Origin of the sequence: Dolichospermum sp. UHCC 0260 (genome assembly GCF_009711985.1) — a bacterium.
Classification (GTDB): Bacteria; Cyanobacteriota; Cyanobacteriia; order Cyanobacteriales; family Nostocaceae; genus Dolichospermum; species Dolichospermum lemmermannii.
This window is the reverse complement of the sequence record NZ_VIKZ01000002.1, coordinates 132,166-147,676: the sequence shown is the minus strand read 5'-3', so window position 1 is coordinate 147,676 and position 15,511 is coordinate 132,166. Positions and strand designations below refer to the sequence as shown.

Annotated in this window: 13 protein-coding genes and 1 pseudogene; 10 read left to right on the top strand and 4 right to left on the bottom strand. The window is 37.8% G+C overall.

The window, feature by feature from the left end; all coding sequences use genetic code 11:
* The first annotated feature begins 11 nt into the window (after nt 1-11).
* The 5 genes and pseudogenes from FJR08_RS01595 to FJR08_RS01575 all read left to right on the top strand — a co-directional run bounded on the left by FJR08_RS01595 (nt 12) and on the right by FJR08_RS01575 (nt 4,776).
* On the top strand, nt 12-1,550 hold the full coding sequence (locus FJR08_RS01595; protein ID WP_015083399.1) for an AAA family ATPase: 1,539 nt from the start codon (nt 12-14) through the stop codon (nt 1,548-1,550).
* Between the two features lie 443 nt (nt 1,551-1,993).
* Nucleotides 1,994-2,506, top strand: a complete 513-nt coding sequence (locus FJR08_RS01590) for a hypothetical protein (protein ID WP_168631938.1) — start codon at nt 1,994-1,996, stop codon at nt 2,504-2,506.
* Between the two features lie 17 nt (nt 2,507-2,523).
* On the top strand, nt 2,524-3,315 hold the full coding sequence (locus FJR08_RS01585; RefSeq protein WP_168631937.1) for a YdcF family protein: 792 nt from the start codon (nt 2,524-2,526) through the stop codon (nt 3,313-3,315).
* Between the two features lie 71 nt (nt 3,316-3,386).
* A pseudogene (locus FJR08_RS01580) lies at nt 3,387-4,019 on the top strand (Uma2 family endonuclease); the annotation flags it as partial.
* Nucleotides 4,020-4,209: 190 nt separating this feature from the next.
* Complete coding sequence (locus FJR08_RS01575) at nt 4,210-4,776, top strand: Uma2 family endonuclease (protein ID WP_168631935.1); 567 nt, start codon at nt 4,210-4,212, stop codon at nt 4,774-4,776.
* Nucleotides 4,777-4,781: 5 nt separating this feature from the next.
* Here FJR08_RS01575 and FJR08_RS01570 read toward each other — a convergent pair whose 3' ends face one another.
* A complete protein-coding gene (locus FJR08_RS01570) occupies nt 4,782-5,024 on the bottom strand; it encodes a DUF4351 domain-containing protein (RefSeq protein WP_254435659.1) in 243 nt (80 codons plus the stop codon).
* Between the two features lie 39 nt (nt 5,025-5,063).
* Nucleotides 5,064-5,903: an Rpn family recombination-promoting nuclease/putative transposase gene (locus FJR08_RS01565; RefSeq protein WP_168631934.1), complete on the bottom strand. Its 840-nt coding sequence runs from the start codon at nt 5,901-5,903 to the stop codon at nt 5,064-5,066.
* Nucleotides 5,904-6,157: 254 nt separating this feature from the next.
* Here FJR08_RS01565 and FJR08_RS01560 point away from each other — a divergent pair, with 254 nt between their 5' ends.
* Nucleotides 6,158-6,421: a type II toxin-antitoxin system Phd/YefM family antitoxin gene (locus FJR08_RS01560; RefSeq protein ID WP_168631933.1), complete on the top strand. Its 264-nt coding sequence runs from the start codon at nt 6,158-6,160 to the stop codon at nt 6,419-6,421.
* On the top strand, nt 6,393-6,740 hold the full coding sequence (locus tag FJR08_RS01555) for a type II toxin-antitoxin system RelE/ParE family toxin (protein WP_254435658.1): 348 nt from the start codon (nt 6,393-6,395) through the stop codon (nt 6,738-6,740). The genes FJR08_RS01560 and FJR08_RS01555 overlap by 29 nt, the downstream gene beginning before the upstream one ends.
* A gap of 241 nt (nt 6,741-6,981) precedes the next feature.
* Here the strand turns inward: FJR08_RS01555 and FJR08_RS23425 are convergent, their stop codons facing one another.
* Nucleotides 6,982-7,173: an Rpn family recombination-promoting nuclease/putative transposase gene (locus tag FJR08_RS23425; RefSeq protein WP_256369704.1), complete on the bottom strand. Its 192-nt coding sequence runs from the start codon at nt 7,171-7,173 to the stop codon at nt 6,982-6,984.
* 96 nt (nt 7,174-7,269) lie between these two features.
* Between FJR08_RS23425 and FJR08_RS01545 the strand changes: the two genes are divergently transcribed.
* On the top strand, nt 7,270-8,373 hold the full coding sequence (locus tag FJR08_RS01545) for a hypothetical protein (protein WP_168631932.1): 1,104 nt from the start codon (nt 7,270-7,272) through the stop codon (nt 8,371-8,373).
* Nucleotides 8,374-8,513: 140 nt separating this feature from the next.
* Here the strand turns inward: FJR08_RS01545 and metH are convergent, their stop codons facing one another.
* Nucleotides 8,514-12,056, bottom strand: a complete 3,543-nt coding sequence (metH, locus tag FJR08_RS01540; protein ID WP_168631931.1) for a methionine synthase — start codon at nt 12,054-12,056, stop codon at nt 8,514-8,516.
* A gap of 227 nt (nt 12,057-12,283) precedes the next feature.
* Here metH and purC point away from each other — a divergent pair, with 227 nt between their 5' ends.
* Both purC and FJR08_RS01530 read left to right on the top strand, forming a co-directional pair.
* Nucleotides 12,284-13,027 carry a phosphoribosylaminoimidazolesuccinocarboxamide synthase gene (gene purC, locus FJR08_RS01535; RefSeq protein WP_015083391.1) on the top strand — a complete coding sequence of 248 codons (744 nt, stop codon included), beginning with the start codon at nt 12,284-12,286 and terminating at the stop codon, nt 13,025-13,027.
* A gap of 50 nt (nt 13,028-13,077) precedes the next feature.
* The gene (locus FJR08_RS01530) at nt 13,078-15,480 is read left to right on the top strand and encodes a BamA/TamA family outer membrane protein (RefSeq protein ID WP_168631930.1); all 2,403 of its coding nucleotides are present in this window, start codon (nt 13,078-13,080) and stop codon (nt 15,478-15,480) included.
* The last annotated feature ends 31 nt before the right edge of the window (nt 15,481-15,511 follow it).

Below are 15,511 nucleotides of genomic sequence, written 5' to 3'. Positions count from 1 at the left end.
ACAACGAACCAATGACACAAACCAATCTCCCAAATTTAATTTCACAAATGTTACAACCAGGATTTTATCCTCATTCTGTAACAGAACCAATTCAATTAATTCAAACTCATATTTCCTATGTCCTCCTCACAGGAGATTATGCTTACAAACTGAAAAAACCAGCCAACTTTGGTTTTTTAGACTTTTCCACCTTAGAAAAACGACAACATTTTTGTCAAGAAGAATTGCGCTTAAATCAACGTGGTGCAGGTGAATTATATTTAGAAGTTCTACCCCTAACTTTAGTTGGTGAACAATACCATTTAGGGGGAACAGGAGAAGTTGTAGAATATGCAGTAAAGATGCGTCAATTTCCCCAAGAAGCCCTTTTTAGTGAACTTTTTGCCAGTGGAAATTTGCAAGAAAGTCATTTGGAAGAATTGGGAAGAGTTGTCGCTCAATATCATGCTGAATCAGTCACAAACGATTATATTCGTAGTTTTGGGGAAGTCTCACAAATACGATTAGCAATTGATGAGAATTATCAGCAAACTCAAAACTATATTGGTAGACCTCAGACACAAGAGCAGTTTGAGGCAACAAAACAATATACAGATAACTTCTTTGTCCAACATCCAGAACTATTTAAAAGCAGAATTGACAATAACTATATTTGTGAATGTCACGGCGATTTACACCTCAGAAATATAGCTCTTTGGCATGACAAAATTATGCTATTTGACTGCATAGAATTCAATGAGCCTTTCCGGTTTGTGGATGTTATGTATGACGTAGCATTTACAGTCATGGATATTGAAGCCAGAGGAAGAAAAGACTTAGGAAATGCTTTTTTAAATGCCTACGTAGAGCAAACTGGAGATTGGGAAGGTTTACAGGTATTACCTTTATATTTAAGCCGTCAGGCTTATGTGCGAGCTAAGGTAAATTCCTTTTTATTAGATGATCCTAACATCCCGGCTGCTGTAAAAGAAGAATCTGCAAAAACCGCATCTGCATATTATCGTCAAGCGTGGGAATATACTAAACCCCAACAGGGAAAACTGATTTTGATGTCGGGTTTATCTGGTGCTGGTAAAAGTACCACAGCTAAATATTTAGCCCGAAAACTCAATGCAGTTCATCTCCGTTCTGATGCTGTGCGTAAGCATTTAGCAGGAATTCCCCTCTTAGAAAAAGGTGGGGATGAAATCTACACACCAGAAATGACGCAAAAAACCTATAGCCGATTGTTAGCATTAGGAATTATACTGGCTAATCAAGGTTGGTCTGTAATTTTAGATGCCAAATATGATCGTCAGGATTTACGGGAAGCAGCTATTTCTCAAGCTACACAGCATCAATTACCTGTACATATTATCAACTGCACCGCACCGTTAGAAGTTGTCACAGAACGACTGCTGAACCGCACTGGTGATATTGCTGATGCAACTGCTGATTTATTAGCATCCCAAATCAAGCAATCTGAACCATTTACAAATCAAGAACAACCTTATATAACAGTTGTAGATACAACTCAACCGCTAGACACGCAATTATCAGAATTGATTTAATTTTTGTCTAGGAAGTCAGGGTTTAGCATTGCTCGTAAGTGTCAAATTAACGTAAAATTCCTAGCCCGACAGGGAATTTATTCCCTGTCTAATAGCTCAAGTCATCTAAAGATGACTAAAACAAACCAAAAATTTTTAGTGTACTTTAGTACACTTTAGCTATTAGACCGGAACTTAAGTTCCGGGCGGGTTTGAAAGCCAAACAAATAAGCTATCTGTAGCCTAAGTTGACACCAATAAAACTCTTGCTTTACCCCTACAACATTAAAATTTCTCGTTCCCATCCTCTCTATTCTCTCGTTTCTCGTTCCCATACTCTGTATGGGAATGAATTCTAAAAGGCTCTGCCTTTAATAACATTTGAGGCAGAGCCTCCATGATAGCATTCCCAGTCAGAGACTGGGAACGAGATATAATTATTCTTTCTCCTGACTCCTAATCTTATGGCACCAAAAAATAATCTGCTAGGCGATATTTTCTCTTCTTCACCTAACTTTCTTTCTCAACTGTTGTTTGGATTATTTTTATTTATTATCTCCAGAATTGCTCATGCTTCAGTTCCTCTGAGTCTATTCATAGCCATTATGGGTGGTGTTACTTTAGGGTGGTTCACATTTGCCAATGATAATAGTTCTGAACCTGCTACTGTCGCATCTAATGATGGTATTGATGCTGGGTTAAAATATTGGTTGTTTTTTATGATGGGCTGCCTTTTCCTCGGTTATTCAGCCCCTGTGAGTATTGTGTTCGGTGCTATTGCTGGAGTTGGTGGTGGCTGGATAATTGGTTGGTGGCGCAGTGAGGAGGCGTTACAAACACAATTATCTGAGGAGATTGTGGAAGAAGTAAATCCAGAACAGCCGAGTGAGAGAAGTGCAAAAAGACGTAAAAGAAAACCTACTAAACGTTTCCGTCGGGAATCTGCAACTTTCAATTTTCGCTTTTGGGAAAAGTAATTAATAATTAACTAATTATGTTTTTATATTTATCTAAAATCCTACCACTATTTTTTTACCCTTTGGGATTGGCAAGTGTGAGTTTAATAGTGGCTTTAGTAACTTTACGAAAACGTCCCCGGATTGCGACTATAGCTATTTCTTTATCTTTAGCTTTATTGCTAATATGTAGTAATGCTTGGGTGGCTAAATCCTTGGTACGCAGCCTAGAATGGCAAAATATCCCTGCAACTCAAATCCCCAATGCTGAAGCCATTGTAGTCTTAGGTGGTGCAACTAAATCAGCAACTTGGCCACGGGTGACAGTAGATTTAAGTGAAGCAGGCGATCGCGTAATTTATGCCGCACAACTTTATTTTCAGAAAAAAGCCCCTATAATTATCCTTAGTGGTGGCCGGATTGATTGGCGCGGTAGTGGTTCGCCAGAATCAGCAGATATGGCAAATATTCTTACATCTATTGGTGTTCCAGCCACAGCAATTATTCAAGAACCTGATTCTTTCAATACTCATGATAATGCTGTCAATGTCCGTAAAATTCTTGAAGCTCGCCAAATCAAAAAAGTATTATTAATTACTTCGGCAATACATACGCCGCGATCGCTCAAAATTTTTCACCGTCAAGGTATGGATGTCATTCCCACACCAACCGATTTTCTTGTTAGTCAAGGTGAATTTCAAGAACTTACCAGCACTCCAAAAGCCGCAATTCTCAATTTACTCCCTGATACTGAAAATTTAAACCAATTCACAAGTGCATTAAAAGAATATATTGGTACTTTTATTTATAGCCTCCGAGGTTGGTTATAATATTTCATGAAATCAGAATTAATATTCCCAAGTACAATCAAATTAAGTTTAAATAACAAGGAGTGGAAAAGATGTTGTTAGAATTAAAGCGCATCCATGTACCACCAGGACAAACAGTAATATTGCAAGATGTCACCTGGACAGAATTAGAAATTATTCTTGAAGAATTAGGAGAACATCGTGCAGCGCGAATTGCTTATGACAAGGGAATATTAGAAATTATGGCACCATTACCAGAACATGAAGACGATAAAGAAATTATTAGTGATTTAGTTAAGGCTTTATTGGAAGAATTAGATATTGAATTTATATGTCTTGGTTCTACCACATTTAAAAATCAATTTATGGAGAAAGGGATAGAACCTGATCAATGTTTTTATATTAAAAATGAAGCTTTAATTCGAGGAAAAAAGCGATTAGATCTAACAATAGATCCTCCACCAGATTTAGCCTTAGAAATTGATATTACTTCCCGCACTCATGCAAATATTTATCAAGCCTTAAAAGTTCCAGAATTATGGCGTTTTGAGAATAGTAATTTAAGAATAAATATCTTACAAGATGGGAATTATCTAGAATCTCAGTCAAGTTTTAATTTTCCTAATTTACCTTTAATTGCAGTAATTCCCCAATATCTTCAACAAAGTAAAACCGCAGGGAGAAATGCGACACTTAAAGCCTTTAGAAATTGGGTAAAACAGCAACAGTTATCCTCTGAGTCTAAGAGGTTGTTTGAAAAGTATTATATCAAACCAGTAATCTCCAAAAACCTAACCCCCCTACCCCCCTTCCCTGCAAGGGAATGGGGGTTTTAAAGCCTCTCCCCTTGCAGGGGAGAGGTTTGGAGAGGGGTCAGTCTATACATTCAAAACTTTTCAAACACCCTCTAAATAAATGACAACAACATTTCTGGCAAAAATCATTACCATAGAAGAATTCTTAAAACTGGGTTTTATTGATGAGTCACCAGCATGGGAATATATTAACACAGAAGCAATTCAAAAACCTATGGGCGGAGGTAAACACAGTTTATTACAAAAAAGATTAGTTGCAGTAATTGACACAGCAACAAGTGATTATGAAGCATTTCCAGAACTGCGGTGTAGCTGTGGTAATCGTTCCGTAGTTCCTGATATTGCAGTTATTGATAATAATCAAATACCATTAGATGAAAGCGGTGATATTATTAGCAGTGGGATTAATTTTGCACCAGCTTGGATAATTGAAATTCTGTCACCGGCTCAAAGTCAAACCAAGGTAACTGGCAATATTTTACATTGTATTAAACATGGTACAAAACTTGGATGGTTACTTGACCCAAGTGAGCGTTCAATTTTAGTTTATCAGCCTCATAGTTTACCAGATTTATTAATTGGAACAGATATATTACCAGTTTTAGAAGGTGTGAATTTAATCATCACAGTTGAGGAAGTATTTGCTTGGTTGCAAAGGAGAAAGTGATGGATTTAACCCTCAAAAATAACTTGATTATTCAACCAAACAACTAAATCAGCTTTACTGGTAAAATCTAACAACGCTAAACCTAAATTCTCCAAATCTTCCACAGACAACTGATTAATTTTTACTTGTAAATCCTGACTAACTCCACCTATACGCCGTTCAAGTAGACGCATTACAAAATTGAAAATTACCTCATAACGAACTTCTTGATAATATCTGGTATTTTTTAAATCACTAATACTAAACATTCTTGCTAACTCCTGGGAACTGAGACGGGGTAATTTAGTTTAACCATCTGCAATATTTTGATTATTCAACCAAGTAACCAAATCAGCTTTACTGGTAAAATCAAACAAAGCTAAACCTAAATTCTCCAAATCTTCCACAGATAACTTATTGATTTTTACTTGTAAATCCTGACTAACTCCACCTATACGCCGTTCAATTATACGCATAGTGTAATTTAAAGCCTCCTCATAACGGACTTCTTGATAATATCTGGTATTTTTTAAATCACTAATACTAAACATTCTTGCTAACTCCTGGGGACTGAGACGGGGTAATTTATAGGAAATAATGGTCTGGATTAAATCTAACAAATTTTTCTGCAATCTTTCATCCGATAAGTCTGATTTTGCTTGTGATAATAGGTTTCTCGCTAAAGCTGGAACTTCTTTTTCCTTCTCCACCACTAACTTAATAATACCTAATCCCAAGGATGTTTGTATATCCACCAGTTCATCCAAATATAACCGAGTTACCAATGGACTTTCTAGCAAATAGCGATAGGGTTCTATTTCTGTGGGTTCTATACTACGTTTAGCAAATAAAACCACAGCTTGCCAGGGTGTAGTAGAAGCATAGAGATGTAAATAAAGAAAAATCTCTGAAAAAAAGCGAGAATAAAAATCCTCATCTCTTTGAAATTGTACCTCCACAAAATAAATAGGTATTTTTTCTTGATTATTTGTAGGTAGAAATACACCATCAATTCTAAACGCTGTTTGTTTTAGTTCTACAGAGGCAAAATCATAAGCATTTGCTTCACTAGGGGGTAAATTAATCAATTCAAAAAAAGATTGCGGTAAGGTTTGAAAAATGCAATAAAAGATAGAATCGGTTTTCATGAATATTGCTATTAAATATTTTTGTAAATGTTGATTTAAGAGGAACTATCAAACATGATACAATAGTAATCATGGAAAATATCATATTAATTTCAACATACTAACATTTAAACGAGGATGATTAATGGTCAAACCCTATACTGATGAGAATTTTCTTCAATTATCTCGAAAGTTTTAATTAACTAAAGATTGCATTCTGAAATTAACTTGAAGTAGTGATATAATGATATACAGGAATTATTGAAAACCAAAATATGTTAAAATACTTAACAATTACAGAAGCGCAAGAGCAACTTTTAGATTTACCAGATGATTTACAAGAAGAACCAATAATCATAACTAGGCATGGTAAACCCGTAATGGCGGCTATTAGTTTTGAGCAATATGAATCTTTGCTAGAAACATTAGCAATATTATTTGATCAGGAATTTAGTCAGCAGTTACAAGAAAGTATAGCTCAAGCAGACAGGGGAGAAACTATTAGTTGGAATGATGCAAAACTCAAACTCGGACTTTGATAAACCACAATCTGATCAAATTGAATTTGAAATTCAGTTAACACCTTTAGCTTTGGAGATGTTTGCGAATATTAAAGATAAACGTCACCAAAAAGCTTTGAGTTCAAAGATTGACAAATTAAAAATAGAACCTGAAAAACAGGGAAAACCTTTAACTGGACAGTTGATTAATTATCGTAGCGTTAGGGCTGTAGGACAACGCTACCGTATAATTTATCAAGTGGAAAAGGATAAAGTTGTGGTTTTAGTAGTTGGTGTAGGTTTAAGAAAAGAAGGTGATAAGGGAGATATTTATCATCTATTGCAGAAATTATTATAGTTTGTAATACGCAATTGAGGAAGTATCTGCTTGGTTGCAAAGGAAAAAGTGATAAATTTATGCAACACTATTTTTGATAAGAAAACTATTAAATATTCTTAAACCTATTCTAATATCTGTGTCAGAGTTGGCAAGTAAACATAAGGCTGAAGTATCGAAGGTTTCCAACCGGTAGCCTCCTGAATAAATCCTCCTTTCTCTGCATACGTATAATTCCAAAATTTATCTATTACTGGAAGTTCTAGTTAAGGAAATGTAGGTTGGGTTGAGCGATAGTGAAACCCAAAATTACCAAGGATTTTGTTGGGTTTCGTTCCTCAACCCAACCTACGATATAACTAATACTAAACATTCTTGCTAACTCCTGGGGACTGAGACGGGGTAATTTATAGGAAACAATAGTCTGGATTAAATCTAGCAAATTTTTTTGCAGACTGGCATCCGGTAAAGGAAAAAGTGATAGATTTACGTGACAGTATTATTAAAATTGTGGTATAATTAAATATAGTTGTTTAAAAATTACTTCTTTATGGCTATCACAGTTTATTCTCAAAAATTTAAACGAGAAATAGATATTGAGCAACTTTTATCTTTACTAGGACATAATTCTCTAGTTGATATAAATACTAAAATCAAAAATTTATCAAAGCATGAAAAAGATGAAATTTATCAAGATGTTCTTTGCCCTATATGTCTTTCAAGAGGAGGAAAAATAGTATTAGAATCAATAACAAAACAAGCACATTTTAGATTTGATACTCACAATTATTTTTGTGATTACAACAACTCTAAACAAGATAAAAGTCAAAAAGGCAAGTTAGTAGATTTTGGTACTAATAGAAGTGGTGAGACAAAAATTATTAGAGAATTGGTTGCTAAAGGCATAGAACAAAAAATAATATCTCAACAGATGATTAGTGAGATGAGAAAATATTTTTATGAAACCAAAGTTAATTATCAATATAAAATGGATGTTTCTATAGATGCCTTAAAATGGTTTTATTTGTTAAAAAGTTTTAAGCGCAGAACTTTAAAGATTCCAGATATAAAATTTAATCCTCTTCATGCACAATTACCTGAGTTTAATTGGAATATAGCTGCTGAAATTTTCTTTATAAATGAAAATAAGAATTTAATAGAGATAGCAAATAATTGTTCTTTGGAATTGGAAAATACACAAAAATTGTATGATAAAACAAAAAAAATAATTGAGAATACGCAAGGTAGCCGTGTTTTTGATGTTAAAGAATTAGAGATACCTTACAAAAATACTATTAAATTATCACAATTTATAGCCTTTAATCTTGCAATTTATACAATTGATAATGGTTATCCAGTGTATTTGGATAATTCTGATATAGTTTTAGCGTTCGCTGCATTACTGTTATATATTTCTCAATGGAATATTGACTTAGCTATCTTAAAGTTGATAGAAATTGTAAAATCACCAGAACCTATTGATATTAATTCAGGAAATATTATAGGTTTAAATCCTTTTTACAATTTTGAAGTATGGGCTAATATTTCTAAGATAAGAGAGGTTGCTAAAAATAGTAAAAATGGCTTTGATTTGAAGGCTCAAATAGAGGCTATTAAAGAACAGTTGAGAAATGAACATAGGACTAATATTTAAAATTCAAAAAAAGACGCGGGTAAAGTTTGAAAAATGCGATAAAAAATAGAATCAGTTTTCATGCACAATCTTGATAGTTATGAAGTCCACCTGTGTGGACTTCATTTTTATAGCCTCATCATTCTATTCTGAGGGATAGATTAAGCTGTGAAATACTTCGCAGCAGGGTGATAAGTAATAATCGCCGTTGTCGACTGTTCAGGATACAATTGCTCACTTTCATCCATGTGCATCTTCATCCTATCAACCCCCAACAACTCCAACTGCTTAAACTGATCCTGAATATTCGGACAAGCAGGATAGCCGAAACTATACCGAGAACCCTGATAACGCTGCGCCAACATATCCCGAATATTATCCGGTTCAGAATCACCAAAACCTAACTCCCGGCGGATTCTAGCGTGAGTCCATTCAGCCAAAGCCTCAGCCACCTGTACAGCCATACCATGAAAATACAGATAGTCAGTGTATTTATTATCGGCAAATAGCTTTTGTCCAAACTCCGTTGCAACTTCCCCCACAGTCACCGCTTGCATAGGGAAAACATCAATAATTCCCGACTCCTTAGGTGCAAAAAAATCTGCAATACATAACCGATTAAAAGACCTCTGACGGGGAAACTCAAAACTAACTCTTACCTCCGCGTCCTCCGCGTCTCTGCGGTTCGTTTCATAAATCAACAAACTATTCCCCACAGACTGACAAGGAAAATAGCCATAAATCACTTGAGGATGTAATAAATTCTCCTCAATAATGCGCTGTTTCCACTCTTCCAAAACTGGATAAACCTTATCAGCTAAAAACGCCTGATATTCCTCCTTAGATTGTTCCTTGGGCTTGCGGAATTGCCATTGTCCAGCCACCAAAGCTTGCAAATCTAAATACCAGAATAATTCCTCCAAAGAAATATCATCAGGTTGTAAAAACTGCGTTCCCCAAAAAGGTGGATTTGGACGTTCAATATCTACAGCTACAGCCTCAGAACGCCGAGTATCAACCTCTTTTTTAACATCAGAATTATCTAGTGTAGGGTGGGCATCTTGCCCGCTATTTTCCGCAATAGATTGATGTCCATTTTCTACAACTTCATCTAAGAAACCTTGCAAATTATCCCAATTACCTGCTGTTTTTGCTGGCATTAACTTATCCATAAAATGCAAATCAGAAAAAGCATCCTTGCCATAGACAACTTTACCTTTGTAAGTACCTTGGCAATCCTGATTCACAAATTTAGGAGTTAAAGCAGCACCACCTAAAATTACCGGGACAGTAATTCCTTTTTCATTAAAAGTCTGTAAATTCTCCTTCATGAAAGCGGTGGATTTTACTAACAATCCACTCATGGCAATACAATCAGGTTTATGTTCTTCGTAAGCTTGAATGATGTTTTCTACAGATTGCTTAATTCCCAGGTTAATCACCTTATAACCATTGTTAGATAAAATGATATCTACCAGGTTTTTACCAATATCGTGAACATCACCTTTGACAGTGGCAATTACAAAAGTTCCCTTCGCATTATTCCCAGATTCCGACTTTTCCATAAACGGTTCTAAATAAGCAACCGCAGCTTTCATGGTTTCGGCAGATTGTAAGACAAAAGGTAATTGCATTTGTCCAGACCCGAACAATTCACCAACAACTTTCATTCCGTCTAACAAGAAAGTATTGATGATTTGTAAAGGAGGATATTGTTCTAAAGCTTTTGTTAATTGGGTTTCTAAACCAATGCGTTCACCGTCAATAACATGACGTTTTAAACGTTCTTCAATGGGTAAACTGGCATCAATTCCCGTATTCCGTTTAGTTTTGACTCCGGCAAAAATTGTGGTTAATTCTCCCAAGGGGTCATAAATGCAGACATTACCATCAAATTTACGTTCATCATAAATTAATTGCCGACAAACTTCTTGATGTTGCGGTTCAATCTTAGCCAGAGGTAAAATTTTACTCGCGCTGACAATTGCTGCATCCATGCCCGCTTGCATAGCTTCATGCAAAAACATCGAGTTTAACACCATGCGCGAGGCGGGATTTAAGCCAAAAGAGATATTGGAAACGCCCAACATCACATGACATCCTGGCAATTCTTGGCGAATGCGGCGAATTGATTCAATGGTAGCTTTACCATTTTCCCGATCTTCTTCAATCCCAGTAGAAATCGGTAGAGCTAAAGTATCAAAGAATATTTCTGTCGGCGCAATCCCATATTCTAAAGCTTGACGGTAAGCACGTTGGGCAATTTGAAACTTTTTCTCTGCTGTCCGCGCCATACCATCTTCGTCAATTGTCCCAATAATGACACCAGCACCGTATTTTTTAGCTAATTCTAGCACTTTCAAAAATCGGTCTTCGCCATCTTCATAGTTGGTAGAATTGAGTAAACACTTACCACCAGCTACCTTTAACCCCGCTTCCATTTTTTCCCATTCGGTGGAATCCAGCATTAAAGGTAAAGTTACATTATTGACAACACGAGAAACTAACTCGTGCATATCACGTACGCCGTCACGTCCCACATAATCAACGTTAATATCAAGGATGTGTGCGCCTTCTTTTACCTGACTCCGCGCCATTGAGACTAAACCATCCCAGTCTTCAGCGTTGAGTAAATCACGGCATTTTTTAGAACCACTGGCGTTAAGACGTTCACCGATAATCAAGAAAGAATTTTCTTGTTCATAGGGTTGAGTCGTATAAATTGATGCGGCTGATGGTTCTAAAATTGGTTGTCTAACTTTTGGTTTTAACTCGTGAGCAATTTCCGCCAATTGTTGAATATGTGCTGGTCGTGTCCCACAGCAACCCCCAATCACTTGGACACCCAAATCTTCGATAAAGTGCATTAACGCCATGCGTAATTCTATGGGCGTAAGTCTGTAATGTGCTTGACCGCCGACGTTTTCCGGTAAACCAGCATTGGGAATACAGGAAACTACGAAGGGGGAATGTTCTGATAAATACTTGATATGTGGTTTCATCAAGTCGGGACCAGTGGCGCAATTTAAGCCGAGAATATCAATGGGGTAAGATTCGAGGATAGTAACTACGGCGTTGATTTCTGTCCCTACCAGCATTGTTCCCATGCTTTCCATAGTTACAGACACCATTAAGGCTCTTCTTTCCCCTTTTTTGGCAAAAACTTCCTCAATCCCATTTAATGCGGCTTTAATTTGCAGCACGTCTTGGCAGGTTTCTACGAGGAATAAATCCACACCACCATCAAATAAGGCTTCTGCTTGTTCAGCAAAAGAGGCTTTCATGGTGTCAAAATCAATATGTCCCAAAGTGGGGAGTTTGGTGGTTGGACCAATAGAACCAGCCACAAATCGGGGTTTTTCCGGGGTGGAAAATTCCGCAGCCACACTTTTGGCAAGTTCGGCGGCTTTCTTCGTGAGATAGTAAGCTTGGTCTGCTAAGTCATATTCTGCTAAAACTATGGACATAGAGCCAAAGGTATCAGTTTCAATGACATCAGCGCCAGCGGCGAGAAAATCACGGTGAACCTTGGCGACGGCTTCGGGTTTGGTGTGGACTAGATACTCGTTACAGCCTTCATATTGTGCGCCTCCAAAATCTTCAGCGGTAAGATTTTGGGTTTGCAGGTTTGTACCCATTGCACCGTCAAAGACGATAACGGGACGTTCGGGACTATGTAGGTGTTTGAGAAAGGGATGGGTCATAATTGTGTGAAAAAATAGAGTTATTTTTGTAATACTAGACTTAATTTACAGCAGGAGTCAGAAGTCAGGAGTCAGGAGTCAGGAGGAAGAAAATTATTTACCAATTACCAATTACCAATTACCTGTTCCCTGTTCCCTGTTCCCTGTTCCCTGTTCCCTGTTCCCTACTTAAAATAGTGAAACTTTCAGATTTAAGCAGTCCATTACCGAAAACAGTATCTACTACCATGTCTGTTAATTCTAAACTCTACGAAGGCAAAGCCAAAATTCTTTACGCAACAGATGATCCAGAGATTTTGTTGGCTGATTTTAAAGACGATGCTACAGCCTTTAATGCTCAAAAACGGGGCAGCATTCAAAACAAGGGCATGATTAACTGTAGTATTTCTAGTCAACTGTTCCAACAATTGGCAAAACAGGGGATTAAAACTCATTTTATTGATAGTCCAGCCCCCAATTTGATGAGAGTCAAAGCTGTAAAAATTATCCCCTTAGAAGTGGTGGTAAGAAATATTGCGGCTGGTAGCCTGTGTCAACAAACTGGGTTAGCACTAGGGACTGTGTTATCACGGCCTTTGGTGGAATTTTATTATAAAGATGATAATCTAGGTGATCCTTTACTGACAAGCGATCGCTTATTTCTCCTAGAATTAGCCACACCGGAACAAGTTGCTCAAATTACTCATCTTGCATTGGAAATCAACGAATTTCTGAAGCAGTTTTGGGAAAAATGCCAAATTACCTTAGTGGACTTTAAACTTGAATTTGGCGTGGATTCACAACAGCAAGTGCTTTTAGCCGACGAAATTAGTCCCGATACCTGTCGTTTATGGGACATAGCCGAAACCGATACTAACCGCCGCATTATGGATAAAGACCGTTTTCGTCGGGACTTAGGAAACGTAGAAAATGCCTATCAGGAGGTTTTGCAGAGAGTATTAAAAGTAGTAGAAAGCTCCAAAGCTGAGTAAGTAAATTTTCCAGTAATTAACAATAATGGTGTGTGGTAGTGAAGAGAAATATGATTAAAAAACATTTAACACCCGGATTAATGGCTATGGTAGCCATGACCGTCCCTTTAGCAATTTCTGTCAAAGCAAATGCCCAAACTACTGATAGTCACCCACAGACCACAGAAGTTTTGACAGTAGCAACAAACCAGCCAGAAACACAGAATCTTGTCAAAGGTGATGCTAGTGAAAATCCAGCATCTTATCCCCTGGTAGCACCAATAGTTGGAGAAAGAGAATCTCACAAATTTTCCCCTCTTATTAAAGCTTTAAAGTCCAACTCAGCATCAGTAGATCAGGGATCTGTAATTATACCCAACTCCACAATAGTTCCCATTACAGCACAGGCTGAACCAACTCAGAAAAAACCAGATCCTTCAACAACAGCCCCCACAACCATAAAAAAGGGATCTGAGGTTGTCCCCAAACGGACAATAGTTCCTAAAAAAACACCAGTTCCCCTAGTAAAACCGACTCAACCTCCTGCGACTGAATCCAATCAAGAAAAACTAAATCCGCCAACAGTAGCACCCACACCCAATCCAGAAGCAACCGAAGCCCGCGTATTGGTGTCAGAGGTAGCAATTAAATCAGAAACAGGACAAATCACCCCGGAACTAGAAACCCAAGTTTATAAAGTAATTCGCACCCAAGCTGGACAAACAACCACCCGTTCCCAACTGCAAGAAGATATCAGTGCGATTTTTAGAACTGGGTTTTTCTCCAATGTCCAAGCATTTCCAGAAGATACCCCCCTTGGTGTGCGGGTAAGTTTTATTGTTACCCCCAATCCCATTCTCTCTAAAGTAGAATTAGAAGCCAACCCTGGTACGGGTGTAGCCTCTGTTCTTCCTGCTGCCACAGCCAACGAAATATTTAGCAGTCAATATGGCAAAATTCTCAACTTGCGGGAATTAAACGAAGGCATTCAGAAATTAACCAAACTTTATCAAGACCAAGGTTATGTACTTGCCAACTTAGTTGGAGCGCCCAAAGTCTCAGAAAATGGCGTTGTCACCCTCCAAGTGGCAGAAGGGGTTGTAGAAAGCGTTAACGTCCGATTCCGGAACAAAGATGGTGAGTTCGTAGACGACCAAGGCAAACCAATTCGCGGACGGACAAAGGATTATATTATTACACGGGAATTAGAATTAAAATCAGGAACAGTATTCAATCGGAATACAGTACAGAGAGATTTAGCGCGAGTATATGGACTTGGATTGTTTGAACCACCTGATACTGAGCCTATATCCCTTGCTCCTGGTAGTGACCCCAGTAAGGTAAATGTACTAGTAAATGTAACTGAACGTAATAGCGGTTCTATTGCTGCTGGGGCGGGAATTAGCTCTGCTAGTGGTTTATTTGGAACTATCAGCTATCAGCAGCAAAACCTGGGGGGCAGAAACCAAAAATTGGGGACAGAGGTACAGTTAGGAGAACGAGAACTACTATTTGACCTGCGCTTTACTGATCCTTGGATTGCTGGTGATCCTTATCGCACTTCATATACGACAAATATTTTCCGTCGTCGTTCTGTTTCCTTGATTTTTGAAGGTAAAGATAAGAGTATTGATACCTTTGATCCTAACAATATTACGGATACAAATCAACAAGATCGCCCTCGGATTACCCGCTTAGGTGGTGGTGTCACCTTTACCCGTCCCCTTTCCCGCAATCCTTTCAAAAATTCCGAGTGGCTGGCTTCCGCTGGACTCCAGTATCAACGGGTTTCCGGTCGTGATGCTGACGGTAATTTGAGAAAGGAAGGGGCGATATTTGATAGTAGTGGAAATATCATCAGTGATAGAACTCCTCTCACTCTTTCGTCTTCAGGAGAAGATGATTTATTACTCTTGAAGCTGGGCGCACAAAGGGATCTCCGCAATAATTCCTTACAACCCACCAAAGGTTCTTTCCTCAGCTTTGGAGTTGATCAATCTGTACCTATAGGCACAGGTAGTGTTTTTATGACTAGGCTTAGGGGTAACTATAGTCAGTATCTACCGATTAAATTACTTAGCTTTAGCAAAAAACCGCAAACTTTGGCATTTAACCTGCAAGGAGGGACAATCTTTGGGGATGTACCTCCCTATGAAGCCTTTACCATAGGTGGTAGTAATTCAGTTCGCGGGTATGATGAGGGCAGATTAGGCACGGGTAGTAAGTATGTCCAAGCTGCTGTTGAATATCGCTTTCCGGTTTTCTCGGTTGTCAGTGGCGCACTATTTTTTGACTATGGTAGTGACTTGGGAAGTAGTACCCAATCTGCACAATTGTTAAAGAAAAATGGCAATGGCTATGGCTATGGTTTAGGTTTGCGGATACAGTCTCCACTTGGACCAATTCGCATAGATTACGGTGTCACTGATGAAGGTGATAGTCGGATCAATTTTGGCATTGGGGAAAGATTTTAAATTGGTCAGTAGGGGCGAAGCATTTGGAAGA